Annotated in this window: 22 protein-coding genes; 9 read left to right on the forward strand and 13 right to left on the reverse strand. The window is 70.9% G+C overall.

Features of this window, described 5'->3' with window-relative positions; all coding sequences use genetic code 11:
• Window positions 1-55: 55 nt before the first annotated feature.
• Window positions 56-721, forward strand: coding sequence for a hypothetical protein (locus tag ABTX18_RS08520; RefSeq protein WP_352121996.1), 666 nt, complete (start codon window positions 56-58; stop codon window positions 719-721).
• 103 nt (window positions 722-824) lie between these two features.
• Here ABTX18_RS08520 and ABTX18_RS08525 read toward each other — a convergent pair whose 3' ends face one another.
• From ABTX18_RS08525 to ABTX18_RS08535, 3 genes are read right to left on the reverse strand one after another with little or no spacing between them, the layout of a single operon-like run.
• A complete protein-coding gene (locus ABTX18_RS08525) occupies window positions 825-1958 on the reverse strand; it encodes an Mrp/NBP35 family ATP-binding protein (RefSeq protein WP_352121997.1) in 1134 nt (377 codons plus the stop codon).
• 44 nt (window positions 1959-2002) lie between these two features.
• On the reverse strand, window positions 2003-2557 hold the full coding sequence (locus tag ABTX18_RS08530) for a DUF1003 domain-containing protein (protein ID WP_352121998.1): 555 nt from the start codon (window positions 2555-2557) through the stop codon (window positions 2003-2005).
• A complete protein-coding gene (locus ABTX18_RS08535) occupies window positions 2547-3821 on the reverse strand; it encodes a magnesium transporter MgtE N-terminal domain-containing protein (RefSeq protein ID WP_352121999.1) in 1275 nt (424 codons plus the stop codon). Before ABTX18_RS08535 ends, ABTX18_RS08530 begins: the two co-directional genes overlap by 11 nt.
• A gap of 250 nt (window positions 3822-4071) precedes the next feature.
• On the opposite strand from ABTX18_RS08535, the gene ABTX18_RS08540 reads away from it, so the two are divergent.
• A complete protein-coding gene (locus ABTX18_RS08540; protein WP_352122000.1) occupies window positions 4072-4830 on the forward strand; it encodes a hypothetical protein in 759 nt (252 codons plus the stop codon).
• Between the two features lie 51 nt (window positions 4831-4881).
• Here ABTX18_RS08540 and ABTX18_RS08545 read toward each other — a convergent pair whose 3' ends face one another.
• Entirely contained in the window at window positions 4882-5403 is a 522-nt protein-coding gene (locus ABTX18_RS08545; protein WP_352122001.1) for a hypothetical protein, read from the reverse strand.
• 35 nt (window positions 5404-5438) lie between these two features.
• On the reverse strand, window positions 5439-6560 hold the full coding sequence (locus ABTX18_RS08550) for a magnesium and cobalt transport protein CorA (RefSeq protein WP_352122002.1): 1122 nt from the start codon (window positions 6558-6560) through the stop codon (window positions 5439-5441).
• A gap of 409 nt (window positions 6561-6969) precedes the next feature.
• Here ABTX18_RS08550 and ABTX18_RS08555 point away from each other — a divergent pair, with 409 nt between their 5' ends.
• A complete protein-coding gene (locus ABTX18_RS08555; protein WP_352122003.1) occupies window positions 6970-7554 on the forward strand; it encodes a suppressor of fused domain protein in 585 nt (194 codons plus the stop codon).
• Window positions 7555-7636: 82 nt separating this feature from the next.
• On the opposite strand, the gene ABTX18_RS08560 is transcribed toward ABTX18_RS08555, so the two are convergent.
• Window positions 7637-8869, reverse strand: coding sequence for an MFS transporter (locus tag ABTX18_RS08560; RefSeq protein WP_352122004.1), 1233 nt, complete (start codon window positions 8867-8869; stop codon window positions 7637-7639).
• A gap of 157 nt (window positions 8870-9026) precedes the next feature.
• Between ABTX18_RS08560 and ABTX18_RS08565 the strand changes: the two genes are divergently transcribed.
• From ABTX18_RS08565 to ABTX18_RS08575, 3 genes are all read left to right on the forward strand, one after another.
• Window positions 9027-9671 carry a DUF6758 family protein gene (locus ABTX18_RS08565; RefSeq protein ID WP_352122005.1) on the forward strand — a complete coding sequence of 215 codons (645 nt, stop codon included), beginning with the start codon at window positions 9027-9029 and terminating at the stop codon, window positions 9669-9671.
• 74 nt (window positions 9672-9745) lie between these two features.
• Window positions 9746-10612: a PHP domain-containing protein gene (locus ABTX18_RS08570; protein ID WP_352122006.1), complete on the forward strand. Its 867-nt coding sequence runs from the start codon at window positions 9746-9748 to the stop codon at window positions 10610-10612.
• A gap of 149 nt (window positions 10613-10761) precedes the next feature.
• Window positions 10762-11367: a MarC family protein gene (locus ABTX18_RS08575; protein ID WP_352122007.1), complete on the forward strand. Its 606-nt coding sequence runs from the start codon at window positions 10762-10764 to the stop codon at window positions 11365-11367.
• Window positions 11368-11475: 108 nt separating this feature from the next.
• Here ABTX18_RS08575 and ABTX18_RS08580 read toward each other — a convergent pair whose 3' ends face one another.
• Window positions 11476-11628 (reverse strand): DUF8834 family protein, encoded by a 153-nt coding sequence (locus ABTX18_RS08580; RefSeq protein ID WP_168713692.1) that lies wholly within the window; start codon window positions 11626-11628, stop codon window positions 11476-11478.
• Between the two features lie 221 nt (window positions 11629-11849).
• On the opposite strand from ABTX18_RS08580, the gene ABTX18_RS08585 reads away from it, so the two are divergent.
• A complete protein-coding gene (locus ABTX18_RS08585) occupies window positions 11850-12737 on the forward strand; it encodes an NYN domain-containing protein (protein ID WP_352122008.1) in 888 nt (295 codons plus the stop codon).
• 42 nt (window positions 12738-12779) lie between these two features.
• Here ABTX18_RS08585 and ABTX18_RS08590 read toward each other — a convergent pair whose 3' ends face one another.
• Together ABTX18_RS08590 and ABTX18_RS08595 are read right to left on the reverse strand one after the other, a co-directional pair.
• Window positions 12780-13625, reverse strand: a complete 846-nt coding sequence (locus ABTX18_RS08590) for an alpha/beta fold hydrolase (protein ID WP_352122009.1) — start codon at window positions 13623-13625, stop codon at window positions 12780-12782.
• A gap of 162 nt (window positions 13626-13787) precedes the next feature.
• Window positions 13788-15743, reverse strand: coding sequence for a DEAD/DEAH box helicase (locus tag ABTX18_RS08595; RefSeq protein WP_352122010.1), 1956 nt, complete (start codon window positions 15741-15743; stop codon window positions 13788-13790).
• Between the two features lie 451 nt (window positions 15744-16194).
• Here ABTX18_RS08595 and ABTX18_RS08600 point away from each other — a divergent pair, with 451 nt between their 5' ends.
• Window positions 16195-16929, forward strand: coding sequence for a ferritin-like fold-containing protein (locus tag ABTX18_RS08600; protein ID WP_352122011.1), 735 nt, complete (start codon window positions 16195-16197; stop codon window positions 16927-16929).
• Between the two features lie 13 nt (window positions 16930-16942).
• On the opposite strand, the gene ABTX18_RS08605 is transcribed toward ABTX18_RS08600, so the two are convergent.
• The 4 genes from ABTX18_RS08605 to ABTX18_RS08620 all read right to left on the reverse strand — a co-directional run bounded on the left by ABTX18_RS08605 (window position 16943) and on the right by ABTX18_RS08620 (window position 18787).
• Window positions 16943-17212 (reverse strand): hypothetical protein, encoded by a 270-nt coding sequence (locus ABTX18_RS08605; RefSeq protein WP_352122012.1) that lies wholly within the window; start codon window positions 17210-17212, stop codon window positions 16943-16945.
• A 189-nt stretch (window positions 17213-17401) separates the two neighbouring features.
• Window positions 17402-17629 carry a DUF3107 domain-containing protein gene (locus tag ABTX18_RS08610; RefSeq protein WP_024490505.1) on the reverse strand — a complete coding sequence of 76 codons (228 nt, stop codon included), beginning with the start codon at window positions 17627-17629 and terminating at the stop codon, window positions 17402-17404.
• Between the two features lie 132 nt (window positions 17630-17761).
• A complete protein-coding gene (locus tag ABTX18_RS08615) occupies window positions 17762-18403 on the reverse strand; it encodes a TetR/AcrR family transcriptional regulator (protein WP_352122013.1) in 642 nt (213 codons plus the stop codon).
• Window positions 18404-18571: 168 nt separating this feature from the next.
• On the reverse strand, window positions 18572-18787 hold the full coding sequence (locus ABTX18_RS08620) for an Rv3202a family protein (protein ID WP_352122014.1): 216 nt from the start codon (window positions 18785-18787) through the stop codon (window positions 18572-18574).
• Window positions 18788-18897: 110 nt separating this feature from the next.
• Here ABTX18_RS08620 and ABTX18_RS08625 point away from each other — a divergent pair, with 110 nt between their 5' ends.
• On the forward strand, window positions 18898-19863 hold the full coding sequence (locus ABTX18_RS08625; protein ID WP_352122015.1) for an alpha/beta fold hydrolase: 966 nt from the start codon (window positions 18898-18900) through the stop codon (window positions 19861-19863).
• Window positions 19864-19869 lie beyond the last annotated feature (6 nt).

A 19869-nucleotide genomic window follows, 5' to 3' on the forward strand; every position in this document is an offset into this window, starting at 1 on the left:
ACGCCCGCGGGGGCTGGCCGCCCGGACCTTGATGATCGAGGAGGCGGCCGGGCAGATGGAGACGACGAGTCGGGTGGGCGCGGATGGTGCGCCGGACACAGCCACGGCGGAGGGGGTGCCGGCGGCCCGGCTCACGGTCGACGGCTATCTGCGGGCCCCTTTCCCCTGGTACGGACTGGACGAGGCCTTCACCGGGCGCCGCTGGCTGATGCAGGTGGGCACCGCGGCGGACGGCACGGTGCAGCACGGCTCCACCGGTCACGGTGACGAGCCTTCGGTACGCGGAGGCGGCGACTCGGGTGCGGACAAGCTGCGCTTCGCGGTGGTCGTGACCGTGGCCAGCAGCCCGGTACGGCGCAGCGGCGACGGCACGGGGGTGCTGGACGCGACGACTGTCTCCTCCGCGGCCTGGCTGGCGGGCTCGGGCCTGCTCGCCTGCACCTGGCCGCCGCAGCTGGACCACACCCTGCGCGACGACTGGCTGGACCAGCAGACGGAGACGGCGTTCGAACTCGCCGACGACCTGGACGGCCCCGCCTGGTCGGCGCTTTCGCTGCCGGTCGACGGGGTGCCGGTGCCCTTCCACTACCGCGAGTCCGAATTCGGCTGGGTGCTGGCGGGGTCGGCGCACGGCGTGCACATCGGCGCCTACGGGCGCGGGATGAGCGCGTACGGGCTGGGCTTCTCGGTCGTCGAGGACATCACCTCGTACGACGCGTAGGTCTAGTGCCTCACCGGCGTCCGAGGCGCGGGGGGACGGGGCGGAGCCCCGAAACCGGGCTCTGCCCGGACCCCGCGCCTCGAACGCCGGCGAGGCCGATTCCTCAGAACTTGTTGCGCGGGGTGATGCCCAGCGACATGCCGGACAGGCCGCGCTGACGGCCGCCCAGCTTGTCCGCGATGGTGCGCAGGGCCTTGCCGGCCGGGGAGTCGGGGTCGGACAGCACGACGGGCCTGCCCTCGTCGCCGCCCTCGCGCAGCCGTACGTCGATCGGGATGGAGCCGAGCACCGGCACCTCCGCGCCGACCGTCTTCGTCAGCCCCTCGGCCACCCGTGCGCCACCGCCCGAACCGAACACGTCGACCATCTCGTCGCAGTGCGGGCACGGCATGCCCGACATGTTCTCGACGACGCCGACGATCTTCTGGTGGGTCTGCACGGCGATCGAACCGGCGCGCTCGGCCACCTCGGCCGCGGCCTGCTGCGGGGTCGTGACGACCAGGATCTCCGCGTTCGGCACCAGCTGGGCCACGGAGATCGCGATGTCGCCCGTGCCCGGCGGCAGGTCGAGGAGCAGGACGTCCAGGTCGCCCCAGTACACATCGGCGAGGAACTGCTGGAGCGCGCGGTGCAGCATCGGTCCGCGCCACACCACCGGGGCGTTGCCCGGGGTGAACATGCCGATGGAGATGACCTTCACGCCGTGCGCCGACGGCGGCATGATCATGTTCTCGACCTGGGTCGGCTTGCCGTCCGCGCCGAGCATCCGGGGCACGCTGTGACCGTAGATGTCCGCGTCCACGACGCCGACCTTGAGACCGTCGGCCGCCATCGCCGCCGCGAGGTTCACCGTCACCGAGGACTTGCCGACGCCGCCCTTGCCGGAGGCGACCGCGTACACCCGGGTCAGTGACCCGGGCTGGGCGAACGGCACCTCGCGCTCCGCGGTGCCGCCGCGCAAGGAGGCCGCGAGGTCCTTGCGCTGCTCGTCGCTCATCACGTCGAGCGTGACCTCGACCCGTGACACCCCCTCGACGAGGGCGACCGCGTCCGTCACGTTCTTGGTGATCGTCTCGCGCATCGGACAGCCGGAGACGGTGAGATACACCGTGACAGCGACCACACCGTCAGGATCGATCTCGACCGATTTCACCATGCCGAGTTCGGTGATCGGGCGGTGGATCTCCGGGTCGTTCACTGTCGCCAGTGCCTCAAGCACCGCGTCTTCCGTAGCCATACGGACGATGGTACGGCGCCCGGTGCTACGCGTGGGTAGCCCTGTCAGCGGTCTTCGTCACTCTCGGCGGGCTGCAGCGCCCGCCGCTCGTCCAGGTCCTTCACCAGAACCTCCAGTTCGGAGCGGATCCAGTCGCGGGTGGCGACCTCTCCGAGGCCCATCCGCAACGCGGCGATCTCCCTGGACAGGTACTCGGTGTCGGCGATGGAGCGCTCGTTCTGCTTGCGGTCCTGTTCGTGGGTGACCCGGTCGCGGTCGTCCTGCCGGTTCTGCGCGAGAAGGATCAGCGGGGCCGCGTACGAGGCCTGGAGCGAGAGCATCAGGGTCAGGAAGATGAACGGGTACTCGTCGAACCGCAGCGGCTCGGGCGCGAAGATGTTCCACACCACCCACAGGATGATGATCAGGGTCATCCAGACGATGAACCGCCCGGTGCCCAGGAAGCGGGCGATCCGCTCCGAGAACCGGCCGAACGCCTCGGGGTCGTACTCCGGCAGCAGCCGCCGCCGCGGGGCCTTCGGCAGATCGAGCCGGGACCGGGCGGTGCGCGTCAGCGCCGTCGAGCCGTTCGACGCCCTGGAGCGGTCCTCACCGGTCACGGAGCACCCCCTCCCGCCCCTGGAAGTCGGTCTCCCGCCAGTCCTCGGGCAGCAGGTGGTCCAGGACGTCGTCGACCGTCACCGCGCCCAGCAGCGAGCCGCTCTCGTCCACCACCGGCACCGAGACCAGGTTGTACGCCGCCAGATAACTGGTCACCACCGACAGCGGCGTCTGGGGCGTCAGCGACACCAGGTCGCTGTCGACCAGAGAGCTGACCAGGGTGAACGGCGGGTCCCGCAGCAGCCGCTGGAAGTGCACCGTCCCGAGGTACTTGCCCGTGGGCGTCTCGTCCGGCGACCGGCACACGTACACCTGCGCGGCGAGCGCCGGGGACAGGTCCGACTGGCGCACCCGGGCCAGCGCGTCGGCCACCGTCGCGTCCGGACGCAGGATGATCGGCTCGGTGGTCATCAGACCGCCCGCGGTGCGCTCCTCGTACGACATCAGGCGCCGCACGTCGGCCGCGTCGTCGGGGCGCATCAGCGTCAGCAGCCGCTCCTTGTCCGCCTCGGGCAGCTCGGAGAGCAGGTCGGCCGCGTCGTCCGGGTCCATCGCCTCCAGGACGTCGGCCGCGCGCTCCTCCTTGAGCTTGCCGATGATCTCCACCTGGTCGTCCTCGGGTAGCTCCTCCAGGACGTCGGCGAGCCGGTCGTCGTCCAGAGCGGCGGCGACCTCCGCGCGGCGCTTCGGGGAGAGGTGGTGCAGGGCGTTGGCCACATCGGTGGGGCGCAGCTTCTCGAAGGTGGCCACGAGCGACTCCGCGCCCTGGCCGTGCTCCTCCAGCGAGAAACCCTTCACCGCCGACCACTCGACGGTCAGGGTCTCGCCCTTGCGGCGCAGGGCCCCGCCCCGGCCCTTGCGGACGAAGTACTTGTCGATCTCCCAGTCCCGGCGGGCCGGCAGCTGCTGGATGGCCACGTCCAGGATGGTGACCTCCTCACCGGTCTCGACCAGGCTGACCCGCCGGTCGAGGAACTCGCCGAGCACCAGACGTTCGGTGGGCCGCTGTTCGAAGCGCCGCATGTTGATCACGCCGGTGGTGATGACCTGTCCCGACTCGATGCCCGTCACCCGGGTCATCGGAAGGAAGATCCGCCGCCGGCTCACCACCTCGACGACGATGCCGAGCAGCCGGGGCGGCCGGCCGCCGACCCGGAGCATGGCGACCAGGTCCCGGAGCCGGCCCACCTGGTCGCCGTTGGGATCGAACACGGGTACGCCGGACAGGTGCGAGACAAAGACACGGGGCGTGCCTGGGGCCATGCCTGCGCCTCCTCGTTCGCTGCCGGCTGACGTCCGGCCTGCTGACGCTGCGGTCTGCTGACGCTGCTGTCTGTTGACGCGTGCGGTCGCTTCCGACAGTTCTTGCACCCTTATGACGTGATCAGGCTAGCCCGTACCGCTCCGTGCCGCCCCGGCGAACCGTCCGTACGGCTCTCTGCCGGAAGACGTAGGCCGCACGGGTACGCTGCCGTCTGCCATCCCCGCCATGCAGATGAGAGGCAGTGCGCCTGTGACCTCTTTTGTCCCGCCCGTCCGAACCCGCCGCCGGACCGCAGCCCTCGCTCTCGTGCTCTGTGCCGGGGTGACCGCGGGCCTGACCGCGTGCGCGGGTGAGGATCCGGATCAGGGGACCAACGGCGTCGGCAAGCTGACCGGGCCGGAGATCGAGAAGAAGGCCCAGGTGGCGGCGGACTCCGCCGACGCGGTCCGGCTGGCCGGCACGCTGGTCAGCAAGGGCGGCACGTACAAGATCGACATGAAGCTCAAGAACAAGGGCGGTGCGGGCTCCGTCACCTCGAGGAACAGCACCTTCGAGCTGCTGAGGATCGGCGACGAGCTCTACCTCAAGGCCGACGCCGGCTTCTGGAACCACGACGACGACAAGGAGTCGGGCGCGGGCGGCACCGCCGCCGACAAGCTGGACGACAAGTACGTGAAGGTGCCCGAGGACGACCCCACGTACAAGCAGCTGCGCGGCTTCACGGACAAGAAGGTGCTGCTCGACGGGTTGCTCACGCTGCACGGCAAGGTCGGCAAGGGCGACCGGGACAAGGTCGGCGGGACGCGCACCATCCGGATCCTGGGCGGCCAGGGCGAGGGCGGCGCCCTCGACGTGTCCCTGGAGGGCACTCCGTATCCGCTGAGCTTCGCCCGCGGCGGTGGCGGCGGCGTCATCACGCTCGCCGACTGGGGCGAGGACTTCGCGCTGGCGGCCCCGGCCGAGGACGAGACGGTCGACTACGGACAGCAGCTGCCGAAGTCGTCCTGACGTCGTCCTGACGGTCAGGGCGGCGTTGTCCTGACGGTCAGGACGGCGTCGTCATGACGACCGGCGCAGGGACCGCTTCAGCAGCCGCGGCAGCCCCGCCGGCACCGGGAGCCGTGTCGTCGCGGTGGTGGGCAGCGGAGCGGCCGCCCCCGAGGTGTCGGGCAGATCCGTACGCGAGTCGAGCGGCGTCAGCCGGACGATCCGGCACTCGCGCGCCCACCGCTCGGGCATCTGCTCGGCATCCGGTGCGTTGAGCCGCTTGCCCTTGAGCTCGGCGACCGCGGCCTCCCACTCCTCGGAGCGCGGGGCGAGCTCCGCCACCGAGGCCGGCCAGGCGACGAGCCGGCCGCCGTTGTCCTTGCTGCGGACGGTCACCTCCGCGGTGGCGCCGTCGGCGAGCCCGGCCGGGAGCGGCTGCTCGCCGGGGCCGTCCCCGACGAGATGCGCCGCACCCTCGTGCCACACGTGCCACAGCGCCCGCGCGGGGCCGGTGCCGCGCACCCAGATGAGGCCCGACTTCTTGGTGGCCTCCTCGACGAGGGCCGGCCCGAGCAGCGTGTCAGCAGCAGTCATGGGGCAGAGCTTAGACGGGCCCTGTCCCGGCGGGTTCAGAGCCAGCCGTTGCGCTTCAGCATGCGGTGGATGGAGAAACAGACCACGCCGATGAAGCCCAGCACCATCGGGTAGCCGTACGTCCAGCGCAGCTCCGGCATGTGCTTGAAGTTCATGCCGTAGACGCCGCAGATCATCGTCGGTACGGCGATGATGGCCGCCCAGGACGTGATCTTGCGCATGTCCTCGTTCTGCGCGACGGTCGCCTGGGCCAGGTTGGCCTGGAGGATGGAGTTCAGCAGTTCGTCAAAGCCGATGACCTCTTCCTGGACCCGGACCAGGTGGTCGGCGACGTCCCGGAAGTACTTCTGGATGTCCGGGTCGATCAGCCGCATCGGCCGCTCGCTGAGCAGCTGCATCGGGCGCAGCAGCGGGGACACGGCCCGCTTGAACTCCAGCACCTCGCGCTTGAGCTGGTAGATCCGGCCGGCGTCCGAACCGCGCGGGCTGCCCTTGTCCGGGGTGGAGAAGACCTCGATCTCCACCTCGTCGATGTCGTCCTGGACGGCGCCCGCCACCGCGATGTACCCGTCGACGACATGGTCGGCGATGGAGTGCAGGACCGCGGACGGGCCCTTGGCGAGCAGCTCGGGGTCGTCCTGCAGCCTGTGGCGCAGCGCACGCAGCGAGCCGTGACCGCCGTGCCGGACGGTGATGACGAAGTCCCGGCCGGTGAAGCACATCACCTCGCCGGTCTCGACGACCTCGCTGGTCGCGGTCAGCTCGGCGTGCTCGACGTAGTGGATCGTCTTGAAGACGGTGAACAGCGTGTCGTCGTACCGCTCCAGCTTCGGCCGCTGGTGGGCGTGGACGGCGTCCTCCACGGCGAGCGGGTGCAGCCCGAACTCGCGGGCGATCCCCGCGAACTCCTCCTCGGTCGGCTCGTGGAGGCCGATCCAGGCGAAGCCGCCCTTCTCCCGTACGCGCAGCATCGCCTCGTGCGGAGTACGGCAGGTGCCGTCCTGCTCGGCGATACGGCGGCCGTCGCGGTAGACCGCGCAGTCGACGACCGCGCTGGAGGCGGACGGGTCGCGGGTGGTGTCGTAACCGCTGTGCAGGGTGTTGCTCTTGCGCAGGGACGGGCGCACGACGGCGCGCAGGTCACGGATCATCGACATGGCTGGCTCCTTCACGGAGGGCCGTCTGCGCAGGCGTGGAACAGCCCGGAATGGGGACGTGGGCTCACGTCCGCAAAGCGGGCGGCACCGCGGAGGCACGACGACGGCGTTCGCTACAGACAGGCAAAAAAGGAGTGCTCTTCCGTCGTGCGAAATGCCATGCGCCTTGACCGAGAAGGCGTCAGATCACAGAAGAAAGGTGTCGAGCGGAAGAGCGGTTGTACTGCACGGTCGACTTGGATCCACTGCAGCCCCACCTCCTCCGGTCGGTCCCCCGTAGGGGATGACGTTTCGTCGGGACTTGAGAGCGACGCTTCTGCGTGCTGTCCCGACCGGCACCCCAGGCTAGCAGCCGGTGCAGGGCCAATCCCTTACTTTGCCCGTTCCATACGCGTCCTATGCTCGCGGCATGGCAGAAATTCTTGCTCTGGTCGAGGCACGTCTGCGGACGGCCCTGGGTGAACCGGACGCACGCGCGGCAGTGACGTTTCTCGGGACGGACCGGATCGAGGTGCTGCGGTTCATCGACGGCGACGTGGTGAGGTACGCCACCCTCGGCATGTCCGCCCAGCCGATGGCCGATCCGACCGCCACGCTCGCCGACCCGGTCAAGGGCCCGCGCGCCGAACTGGTCCTGTCCGTACGCGTCGGCCTCGCCGACACCGACCAGGTGCTGCGCAAACTCGCCGTGCTGGCGGCCTCGCCGCAGGTGGAGGGGGTGATCGTGGCGCCGGGTGCGTCGCTGGACGTGGGTGAACCGCTGTGGCCCGGCGCGCCGTTCAGCTCGGTGCTGGTGGCCGAGTCCGGGGGGCTGGTCGAGGATCTGGAGCTGGACGAGCCCCTGGAGCCCGTACGGTTCCTGCCGTTGCTGCCGATGACGCCCAACGAGGCGGCCTGGAAGCGGGTCCGCGGTGCGCAGGAACTCCAGGAGCGGTGGCTGTCGCAGGGGACGGATCTGCGGGACCCGCTGCGGTCGTCGGTCGCCCTGGACTGAGCCGGACGGGATGCGAGAGCCCCGCCGCGCGGCCAGGAGGGTGAGCCGTGGGCGGGGCGGTACGGGGCGGGGTGGCGGCCCGTCAGTTGGCGAAGACCGTGACGCCGTCCTCGGTGGCGTGCTTCGGTTCCAGCTCCTCCGCGTCGTGCGTCAGCGCCGAGCGCCTGCCCCAGACGACGACCGCACCGATCAGCGCGGCGGCGGCGGCGACCACGAAGGGGATGTGGATGTTGCTCCACTCCTCGATCTTCGGGGCCAGGTACGGAGCGGCGGCGGCCGCGAACCAGCGGACGAAGTTGTAGCCCGCGCTGGCCACCGGGCGCGGCGCGTCCGAGACGCCGAGCGCCAGTTCCGTGTAGACGGTGTTGTTCATGCCGATGAAGGCGCCGGAGACGATGGTGCAGACGATCGCCGTCGTGTGGTTGCCGTACCCGAGGATCACCAGGTCCGCGGCGAGCAGCACCAGTGAGGCGCCGACGACCTTGAGCGAGCCGAAGCGCTTCTGCAGCCGCGGCGCCACGAGCACCGAGAAGACCGCCAGCAGCAGACCCCAGGCGAAGAAGACGGCACCGGACTTGTACGGGGTCATGTTCAGGACGAACGGCGTGAACGCCAGGATCGTGAAGAACGCGTAGTTGTAGAAGAACGCCGAGGCCGCGACGGAGGCGAGCCCGCGGTGGCCGAGTGCCTTGAGCGGGTCGAGTAGGGAGGTCTTCCGGGCCGGCCTCGGCTGTTCCCCCAGGAACGCCGTGATGCAGACGAAGCCGATCGCCATCAGTGCGGCGGTGCCGAAGAACGGGTACCGCCAGCTGGCGTCACCGAGCAGCGCCCCGAGCAGCGGCCCGCAGGCCATGCCGAGGCCGAGCGCCGATTCGTACAGCAGGATCGCCGCCGAGCTGCCTCCCGCCGCGGCTCCCACGATCACGGCGAGTGCCGTCGAGACGAAGAGTGCGTTGCCCAGGCCCCAGCCGGCCCGGAAGCCGACGAGTTCCGCGACGGAGGAGGAGGTGCCGGAGAGCGCGGCGAAGACCACGACGAGCGCGAGACCGGCCAGCAGCGTCCTGCGTCCCCCGATGCGGCTGGAGACGAAGCCGGTGACGAGCATCGCCACGGCCGTGATCAGGAAGTACGAGGTGAACAGCAGGGACACCTGGCTCGGCGTCGCCTCCAGCCCCTTGGCGATGGACGGGAGAATCGGGTCCACCAGGCCGATCCCCATGAACGCGACCACGGAAGCGCCCGCTGTGGCCCAGACGGCCTTCGGCTGGCGCAGGATGCTCGCCGTTCCCTGTTCGAACGGATCCTCTCCCTGCATGGGACTTCTCGCTCTCCACTAGTTCGATGTGTTGTGCACAGAATAAGTTAGAGCGTCTAATAAATGCAAACTACATCTAAATCTCCTGGTGGGAGCCACGCTGCGGAAGGGTGATCGTCCTTGACGCGGCGACGGCCGGGGAGGACCGTTGGTCCTTATGAGGGGCGAACTCAGTTGCCCGAAGTGCGGAGGCCGGGTCGCAGCGCCCGGTCTCTTTGCCGATACGTGGCAGTGCGCCGCGCACGGCAGTGTGCACCCGCTGCAGCCGGTGATCCCGCCCAGCGTCGAGGCGCTCGGGGTGGTGGTGCACCGGGCCCAGGTGCCCGTCTGGATGCCCTGGCCGCTGCCGGTCGGCTGGCTGTTCACCGGGGTCGCCGCCGCCGGGGACGACCGCAGCGGGGGCCGGGCCACCGCCGTCGCCTGCTCCGGGCCGGGGCCGCTCGGCGGACTCGGTGAGCTGCTGCTGGTCGCCGAGGAGCTCGGTGTCGGGCTCGGGGCGCGGTTCGCCGGAATCGACGGCCCGGACCCGGGCCCGCTGCTGCGGGTCGACGGGCCGCCGGACGTCAAGGTGCTCGCCGCCGGGCGCCCGACCCCGCTCTGGCACGTGAAGGACGCCCCCGCCGACCGTGCGGTCTTCGCCGGTGAGGCGCGCGGGCTCTGGCTCTGGGCGATCGTCTGGCCCGAGCAGTCGGGACTCCTGATGTACGACGAGCTGGTGCTCACCGATCTCCGCGACGCCGGGGGAGAGGTCGACCTGGTGCCCTGCGGCGCGCTCACGCCCCGGCTGCTGACGGGACCCTGAGCGGCCGGGGCGGGCCCGGGCGCCGGTTATCCTTGAGCGTCCCCCACCCGGCTGCGAGCACTGGAGTACGTGTCGTGCGCATCGACCTGCACACCCACTCCACCGCGTCGGACGGTACGGACACCCCCGCCGAGCTGGTACGCAACGCGGCCGCCGCCGGCCTCGACGTCGTCGCCCTCACCGACCACGACACGGTCCGCGGTCACGCCGCGGCGCGGGCCGCGCTCCCCGAGGGCCTCACCCTCGTCACCGGAGCCGAGCTCTCCTGCCGCATCGACGGCGTGGGGCTGCACATGCTGGCGTACCTCTTCGACCCGGACGAGCCCGAGCTGGCGCGCGAGCGCGAGCTGGTGCGCGACGACCGGGTGCCGCGCGCGCAGGCCATGGTGCGCAAGCTCCAGGAGCTGGGCGTCCCCGTCACGTGGGAACAGGTCGCGCGGATCGCCGGGGACGGCTCGGTCGGGCGGCCGCACGTCGCCACCGCGCTGGTCGAGCTCGGCGTCGTCGCGACCGTCTCCGACGCCTTCACGCCGGAATGGCTCGCCGACGGCGGGCGTGCGTACGCCGGGAAGCACGAACTCGATCCCTTCGACGCGATCCGGCTGGTCAAGGCCGCCGGCGGCGTCACCGTCTTCGCCCATCCGGCCGCCGTCAAACGCGGCGAGGTGGTCCCCGAGTCGTCGATCGCGAAGCTCGCCGCCGCCGGACTCGACGGCATCGAGGTCGACCACATGGACCACGACGAGCCGACCCGGGCCCGGCTGCGCGGACTCGCCCGCGAACTCGGCCTCCTCGCGACCGGGTCCAGTGACTACCACGGCAGCCGCAAGGCCGTGGAGCTCGGCGCGAACACCACCGACCCGGAGATCTACGGCGAGATCACCCGGCGCGCCACGGGAGCCTTCCCGGTGCCGGGAGCCGGCGGACCCGTCATCCCGTAACGCCGCGCGCCCCCACTCGGGCGGCCCCTTCCCACCCCACGCACCGGTCACCCGCGGCCGCTGTCGGACCGTCCGACGGCTGCCTGCCCGGCCCGGCCGCGGTGCGTTCCTCCCCGCCGCATTTCCGCTCTCTCCTCGCAAGGCTCACTGTGTTCGACGTCGCTGTCTTCGGATCCCTTTTTCTCACCCTTTTTGTGATTATGGACCCACCCGGGATCACCCCGATCTTCCTCGCCCTCACCGCGGGCCGCCCCGCCAGGATGCAGCGCAGGATGGCCCTGCAGGCGGTCGCCGTCGCCTTCGGCGTGATCGCCGTCTTCGGGCTGCTCGGCCAGCAGATCCTGGACTACCTGCATGTCTCCGTCCCCGCGCTGATGATCGCGGGCGGACTGCTCCTGCTGCTGATCGCGCTCGATCTGCTGACCGGCAAGACCGACGAGCCGACGCAGACCAAGGACGTCAACGTCGCGCTCGTCCCCCTCGGCATGCCGCTGCTCGCCGGCCCCGGAGCGATCGTCTCGGTGATCCTCGCGGTCCAGCACGCCGACACCTTCGGCAGCCAGGTCTCGGTCTGGACGGCCATCATCGTCATGCACGTCGTGCTCTGGCTGACCATGCGCTACTCGCTGCTGATCATCAGGGTCATCAAGGACGGCGGCGTCGTGCTGGTGACCCGGCTCGCGGGCATGATGCTGTCCGCCATCGCCGTCCAGCAGATCATCAACGGCGTCACCCAGGTCATCCAGAACGCCTGACCGGCCCCGGACACCACAGCGCCCCCGCACGGATCTTCCGTGCGGGGGCGCCTCGTCTTTGTGACGCCGGCGTCTTCGTCCGCCGGCGTCGTCCACGTCCGTAATGCGTTACGAAGCCGAGTTCTCGGCCGGGCGGATATAGATGCGCTGGCCGATTGCGGCGGCCTGCTGCACGATCCGGTTGACGGAGGCGGCGTCCACGACGGTGCTGTCCACGGCGGTACCGTCGACATCGTCGAGTCGCATGATCTCGAAGCGCATATGGCTTCCCTTCGTCTGATCCTCCTGCTGGAGAACTACTGGGAGGACGGGTGGCCCGTCCGCAAGGATGGAGGACGCAGGCATCCCTGCCTCGCGCCCCACAGGGGGTACAACGGCTTGCCCTCGGCAATCATTCCCTACGCTAAGGAAATTTTTTGGATGTCTAAGTATCAGCAGGTCACCGAGCATGCGCGGACCACGGTTTCCGCGACGAGGCCCGCATGAGCGAGGCAGATATCGTCGATCGTCTGGACCGCACCAACGCTCTGCTCCAGCGGATGCTCGCCGAGGTGTCGAAGACCCCGTCGACCCACGCGATCTTCGTGGACGCGGGTTACGTGTACGCCGCTGCCGGGCTGCTCGTCACCGGTACCGAGGACCGGCGCTCCTTCGATCTGGACGCCGAAGGGCTGATCGAGGCCTTCATCGACAAGGCCCGCACCATCTTCGCGGACAGCCGGCTGCTGCGCGTGTACTGGTACGACGGGGCCAGGCGCCGGATCCACACCGTCGAGCAGCAGACCATCGCCGAACTCCCCGACGTGAAGGTCAGACTGGGCAACCTCAACGCCAACAACCAGCAGAAGGGCGTCGACTCACTCATCCGCACCGACCTCGAGTCCCTCGCCCGTCACCGCGCCATCAGCGACGCCGCGCTGGTCGGCGGCGACGAGGACCTGGTGTCGGCCGTCGAGGCCGCGCAGGGCTACGGGGCCCGGGTGCATCTGTGGGGCATCGAGGCCGCGGAGGGCCGCAACCAGGCCGAACCACTGCTCTGGGAGGTCGACAGCCAGCGCACCTTCGATCTCGACTTCTGCCGCCCGTACGTGACCAGACGCCCCGTCACCACCTACGAGGACGACACCCCCGCGCCCTCGCGAGAGGACGTCCGCTTCGTCGGTGCGCAGATCGCCGCCACCTGGCTCTCCGCACGCGGCCGCGAGTCCCTGGCCGACCTGCTGCCGGGACACCCGTATCTGCCGGGCTCCGTGGACCAGGACCTGCTGGTCGAGGCCGAGCGGCTGCTCCAGCACTCGCTGCGCGGCCACGCCCCCCTGCGCCGGGCGCTCCGTGACGGCTTCTGGCAGCACCTTCAGGCGCAGTACTGACGCTGCCCGGCCCCGTGGGCGCCGCCCGTCTCTCCGAGCCGCCTACAGGCTGTCCCAGAAGGAGACGAGCGCGGCGGCCGTCGGCTCCGGCCGGTCCGTATTGGGGGAGTGCTCGGCACCCTCGACCCGGGTCCGGCGCGCGCCGAGGCGTACCGCCGTCTCGTCGAGCAGGGGCACGGGCCAGACGTCGTCGCGCTCGCCGGAGATCACATGGACGGGCAGTCCCGTGGCGGCGAGCTCGGCCACCCGGTCCGGTTCGGTGGCCAGTTGCCGGCCGGTGGCGATCAGCTGCGCGGGCCGGTGGCGCAGCCAGCGCCGCCGGAGGTCCTCGCCGTCCGTCTCCGCCTCGGCCGGCGGGTCGAAGGCGCGCATCGCGGCCCAGACATCGTCCATGCTCATCGTCGCGAGGGCGTCACCGAGGATCTTCAGCTTCACCTGCTGGGCCTCGACGACCTCGGCGGGCCCGGAGGACATCAGGGTGAGCGAACGGAACGGTGCGGGGTCCAGGAGCACGGCGGCGCGCGCGATCTGCCCGCCGAGCGAGTGGCCGAGCAGGTCGACCGCGCCGTCGCCGAGACCGAGCGCGGCGGCCTGCGCGAGTACGTCCCGGGCCAACTCGACCTGTGCGTACGCCTCTTGACGGTCCGTCCCGTCGGTCTCGTACTGCCCGCGCCCGTCGACCGTGACGGCCCGGTAGCCGGCGTCGGCGAGCGGCTGCAGCAGCGCGATGAAGTCCTCCTTGCTGCCGGTGTACCCGGGCAGCAGGAGGACGGTGCCGCGCGGGGGCGTGCGCGGGACCGCGTCCAGCACGGCGAAGTCCCCGCGCTCGGTGTGCAGCGCGCGGGGGAGGGCGCAGGGGGGCGGGATGAAGGTGGGTGGCCTGCTCATGGCACGAGGTTACGACTCCGGCGACGGAACGAGGCCGTCACACGAACCGAGTCCATTGGCCGGGCGGACCGGGAACGCCGGGCGGGCGCCCGGGAACGCCGGACGGGCCCGAGGGAGAAATCCCTCGGGCCCGTCCGGCAGTCGTCACAGCACGGGCCGCGCTCAGCCCTCGGACTTCGCGGCGGCGGCGCGCGGGGCCCGACGACGGCGCGGCTTGGCCTCGCCCTCGGCGGCCGGGGTCTGAACCGCGGCCTCCGTCTTCGGCTTCGCGGCCGTACGCGGGCGACGGCGCGTCCGGGAGTCCGACTCGGGCTCGGCGATCGGCGCGATCTGGAAGTCGACCTCGTCCTCGACGGGCTTGATCACCCGGGTGCGGCGGCGCGGCTTGGTGACCGCCGGCGCCTCGGCCACGGGCTCGGCCACGGGAGCGGTCTGGAAGCCGGCCTCCTCCGTCACCGGATTGGCGACCCGGGCACGGCGACGGCGCGGCTTGGCCTCGCTCACCGGCTCGGCCTCGGGCACGGCATCGGCCACGACCTCGGCCACGGCCTTCGTCGCCCTGGTCCTCGTCCGCTTCTTCGGCTCGGCCTCGGGCTCGCTGACCACGACCGGAGCCGGAGCGTCCACCACGGCCACCGCTGCCTCGGCGGCGACGTCAGCGGCGGCGATCTCCGCGGCGCCCACCCGGCTGCGCCGGCGGCGGCGCGGGGTGCGCGGCTCGGACGGGCCGTCGGTGGCCTCGGGGGCCTCCACGATCTCCGTGGACGGTGCGGGCACCGTCACGGCGCCCTCCTCCGCGGCCGAACCGCCCCGGGTGCGACGACGCTGGCGCGGCGTACGCGGGGCGCGCTCCTCGCGGACCGCGGGAGCCGCGGCGGCGGGGGACTTGCGGCCGCGGCCGCCCGTCTCGCCCAGGTCCTCGATCTCCTCGGCCCGCAGACCCGCACGGGTCCGCTCGGTGCGCGGCAGGACACCCTTGGTGCCGGCCGGGATGTCCAGCTCCTCGTACAGGTGCGGGGACGTGGAGTACGTCTCCGGCGGGTCCGGGAACTTCAGGTCCAGGGCCTTGTTGATCAGCTGCCAGCGCGGGATGTCGTCCCAGTCGACCAGTGTGATCGCGATGCCCTTGGCACCCGCGCGGCCGGTGCGGCCGATCCGGTGCAGATAGGTCTTCTCGTCCTCGGGCGACTGGTAGTTGATGACGTGGGTGACACCCTCGACATCGATACCGCGGGCCGCGACGTCGGTACAGACCAGAACGTCGACCTTGCCGTTGCGGAAGGCGCGCAGCGCCTGCTCGCGGGCGCCCTGGCCGAGGTCGCCGTGCACGGCGCCGGAGGCGAAACCGCGCTTCTCCAACTGCTCGGCGATGTCGGCCGCGGTGCGCTTGGTGCGGCAGAAGATCATCGCGAGCCCGCGGCCGTTGGCCTGCAGGATGCGCGAGACCATCTCGGGCTTGTCCATGTTGTGCGCGCGGTAGACGTACTGCGCGGTGTTCTTGACCGTCGTGCCCTCGTCGTCGGGCGACGTGGCGTTGATGTGGGTCGGCTGCGACATGTAGCGGCGCGCGAGGCTGATGACCGCGCCCGGCATGGTCGCCGAGAACAGCATCGTCTGCCGCTTCGCGGGCAGCATTGTGATGATGCGCTCGACGTCGGGCAGGAAGCCCAGGTCGAGCATCTCGTCGGCCTCGTCGAGGACGAGGGCGCGGACGTGCGACAGGTCGAGCTTGCGCTGGCCGGCCAGGTCGAGCAGTCGGCCCGGGGTGCCGACGATCACGTCGACGCCCTTCTTGAGCGCCTCGACCTGGGGCTCGTACGCCCGGCCGCCGTAGATGGCGAGAACGCGGACGTTACGCACCTTGCCGGCGGTCTGCAGGTCGTTGGTGACCTGCTGGCAGAGCTCGCGGGTGGGGACGACGATCAGCGCCTGCGGGGCGTCGGTCAGCTTCTCGGGCTTGGCCCGGCCCGCCTCGACGTCCGCGAGGACGGTGACGCGCTCCAGCAGCGGCAGGCCGAAACCGAGCGTCTTGCCGGTGCCGGTCTTGGCCTGTCCGATGACATCGGAGCCGGAGAGCGCTACGGGGAGCGTCATCTCCTGGATGGGGAAGGGGGACATGATGCCGACCGCCTCAAGGGCTTCGGCCGTCTCGGAAAGGATCCCGAGGTCTCGGAACGTAGTCAGGGTGCTGCCTCTTCTGTGAAACGCGGTCCGAGGCGAACGAAGGGGGTCGTACCGTGCCGGGGTTGGTCATCCGGCCGTGGATGGGCCGGGTGGCGCGGGACCACTGCCGTCGCTCGAGCGCTCGTACCGCTGAGGGGGCCCCTCAGCTGCGGTCGTACGTGTCGTACGCACCGCGTGGAGGGCTGTCGGGTCGGAGCCGATCGGGCCTCCGACCGGGCATCCTCATTCAATTTCGCGCAACGAGCAGTTGCAAAATGCTCAGTAAGCGCAATACCACTGTACCCCGGATTCGCGCATCTGTGTTGGGCGAATTCATCGGAACGGTGTGACGTCAGTCGGCGGCCGGACCCCGCCACCCTGCGACGGGCGGGCTATTCTGCGGTTCATGGAGACGCCTGACAACGCCACTGAAGCCCCCGCATCCACCAAAATCGCCGACCAGGACTGGGCCACCGCGTCCGCCGAGCCGCAGTACCGGGCCGCCGTCGTCGATCTGCTGGGAGCGCTCGCCTACGGGGAACTGGCGGCCTTCGAGCGGCTCGCCGAGGACGCGAAACTGGCGCCGACCCTGGCCGACAAGGCGGAACTGGCCAAGATGGCGGCCGCGGAATTCCATCACTTCGAGCGGCTGACGGACCGGCTGACCGCGATCGAGGTGGAGCCGACGGGCGCCATGGAGCCGTTCGCCAAGGCCCTCGACGACTTCCACCGCCAGACCGCGCCGTCGGACTGGCTGGAGGGCCTGGTCAAGGCCTACGTCGGCGACTCGATCGCCAGTGACTTCTACCGTGAGGTCGCGGCCCGGCTCGACTCCGACACCCGCTCCCTCGTCCTTGCCGTGCTCGACGACACGGGGCACGGCAACTTCGCCGTCGAGAAGGTGCGGGCGGCGATCGAGGCGGAGCCGAGGCTCGGCGGCCGGCTCGCGCTGTGGGCGCGCCGGCTGATGGGCGAGGCGCTCTCGCAGGCGCAGCGGGTGGTGGCCGACCGCGACGCGCTGTCGACCATGCTGGTGGGCGGAGTGGCCGACGGGTTCGACCTGGCCGAGGTCGGCCGGATGTTCTCCCGGATCACCGAGGCGCACACCAAGCGGATGGCCGCCCTGGGGCTGGCGGCTTAGCACTCCCGGGGCGTCAGGCCGCCGCCGACCGGCCGAGCCGGCGGCTGCGCGGCCTCAGCAGCAGGGACAGCGTCACCGCGGCGATCAGCGCCGAGCCCACCAGCGTGGCCGCCGCATGACCCGGCCCCAGCACCGAGTGCGTGAGCCAGGCGCCGAACAGGGCCCCCAGCGCACCGGTGCCGAGCACGGCGCGCCGGGACGGGAGCCGGGGCGACAGGGTGCGCAGGGCCGCCCAGGCGAGGACGAGTCCCAGCACGACGGAGCCCAGGGTTTCCAAGATCACAGACGATCACCTCGCAGGTCGGGGAGCGGGCAAATCGGTCGTAGGCCGTACTACCCCCGGGCAGCGGAGGACAACCCTCCCGCGGACAGGCTTCGCTCAGCCGACGCACAGAAATGCCGACGCGCAACGGAAAGCGGCCCGGCGGGGAAAATCCCCGCCGGGCCGCTTCCACGGTCTCTGTGTCCGGGCCTACAGCGCGCCGAACCCCACCCGTCGCGTGCTGGGCTCGCCGATCTCCACGTAGGCGATCCGGTCGGCCGGCACCAGGACCTTGCGGCCCTTCTCGTCCGTGAGGCTGAGCAGCTGCGCCTTGCCGGCGAGAGCCTCGGAAACCGCGCTCTCGACCTCTTCGGCGGAAAGCCCGCTCTCCAGAACGATCTCCCGGGGCGTGTGCTGCACCCCGATCTTGACCTCCACGGCTATGTCCCTCCGACGGTCAGTCCCTGCGCGGTGAACCGCGCCGTACGCAGCACACATTAGCCCGCTGAGGGGACCGGGCAGGCCGCCGCGGGCAACGCCCGCAGCGAACACCGGCTCCGGCCGCCCCGCTCAGTGCTGATCGGGGCCGTGCAGCGGGAAGCCCGCGATGCCCCGCCAGGCCAGCGAGGTGAGGAGCTGCACCGCCGTGTCGCGCGGGATGGCGGACCGGCTGGAGAGCCAGTAGCGGGCGACCACCTGGGACACCCCGCCCAGCCCGACCGCGAGCAGCATGGACTCGTCCTTGGACAGCCCCGTGTCACCCGCGATCACGTCGGAGATCGCCTCGGCGCACTGGAGCGACACCCGGTCGACGCGCTCACGCACGGCGGGCTCGTTGGTCAGGTCCGACTCGAAGACCAGGCGGAACGCGCCGCCCTCGTCCTCGACGTACGCGAAGTAGGCGTCCATCGTCGCGGCCACGCGGAGCTTGTTGTCGGTGGTCGACGCCAGCGCCGTGCGCACCGCGAGGAGCAGCGACTCGCAGTGCTGGTCGAGCAGGGCCAGATAAAGCTCCAGCTTGCCCGGGAAGTGCTGGTAGAGCACCGGCTTGCTGACTCCGGCCCGCTCCGCGATGTCGTCCATCGCCGCTGAGTGGTACCCCTGGGCGACGAAGACCTCCTGCGCGGCCCCCAGAAGCTGATTGCGTCGGGCGCGGCGAGGCAGACGAGTGCCCCGCGGGCGCGCCGCCTCGGTCTGCTCGATGGCTGTCACGCCGCCTCCCAAAATCGTGATCGGACCCAGCAGTTTTCGTGCACGCTGCGCCATACCGACATCGTACTTTTGGGTAACCCGGGTATGCGCGGCGCGGACGCAGAATTTCACGGACCGGACGCCCGCGGTAGCCACAGTTTCCGCACCCCTGGTGCATAGCGGGGCGTATCAGCGGTAATCGTCCTCATCCTGAGGGACAACGCGGGCCTGCTCCGCCGCGTCCGCCTCGTTCGCGCGGTCCCGTGGGACGTCCGTCAGCGGTTCGTCGTCCTCCGGACGCAGATCGGCCTGCTGCTCGGCGGCGTCGGCGTCGGGCGCCTCGGGGCCGGGCTCGTCCGGCTGGACGTCGGCGAAGGTCTGCGGGTCACTGGGGTCGACCGTCATGGGGACTCCCTTCCTTGCCTCCGAGCCTAGGAGGTACCCCCCGAAGCCGCCATGTGATCTGTGACGGCGAACACATGAACCACCGTGTGATCGTCTCGTAACATTGCCGCATGTCTTCGACCGAGCTGCCGGGAGTCCGCGTCGCCGCCGCAGCGGTGGCCCCCACGGTGAGCGCCGTCAGAGTGGCGGAGGGGGAGAAGCTTCGCTCCGTCACGCTGCCCGGGCTGACGCTGACCGTCCGTTCGAGGCCGCCGGAGCGCACCGGGTTGCCGCCCGCGCTCTTCGTCCACGGGCTCGGCGGCTCCTCGCAGAACTGGACGGCGCTGATGCCGCTGCTCCAGGACCTGGTGAACTGCGAGGCGGTCGACCTCCCCGGCTTCGGAGACTCCCCGCCGCCGGACGACGGCAACTACTCGGTCACCGGCCACGCCCGCGCGGTGATCCGTTTCCTGGACGCCGGGGGCCGCGGTCCCGTCCACCTGATCGGCAACTCGCTGGGCGGTGCGGTGGCGACCCGGGTCGCGGCGGTCCGTCCCGACCTGGTGCGCACCCTCACCCTGATCTCGCCCGCGCTTCCCGAGATCCGGGTCCAGTTGTCGGCCGCGCCGACCGCACTGCTCGCCGTTCCGGGCATCGTGTCCCTGTTCGCCCGGATGACCCGGGACTGGAGCGCGGAACAACGCACCCGCGGAGTCATGGCACTCTGTTACGGCGATCCGGCACGTGTCTCCGCGGACGGCCTCCGTGACGCGGTGGCCGAGATGGAGCGGCGGCTGGCGCTGCCGTACTTCTGGGACGCGATGGCGCGCTCGGCACGTGGCATCGTCGACGCGTACACACTGGGAGGGCAGCACGGGCTGTGGCGTCAGGCCGAGCGGGTGCTCGCACCGACCCAGCTCGTGTACGGCGGACGGGACCGGCTGGTCTCGTTCCGGATGGCACGCAGGGCGTCCGCGGCCTTCCGCGATGCGCGACTGCTGACACTGCCCGACGCCGGGCACGTGGCGATGATGGAGTACCCGGAGGCGGTCGCCCAGGCGTTCCGGGAACTGCTGGACGAGTGCGGCGGGAGCTGATCCGGG

This window comes from Streptomyces sp. NPDC096323 (assembly GCF_040302845.1).
Lineage (GTDB): Bacteria > Actinomycetota > Actinomycetes > Streptomycetales > Streptomycetaceae > Streptomyces.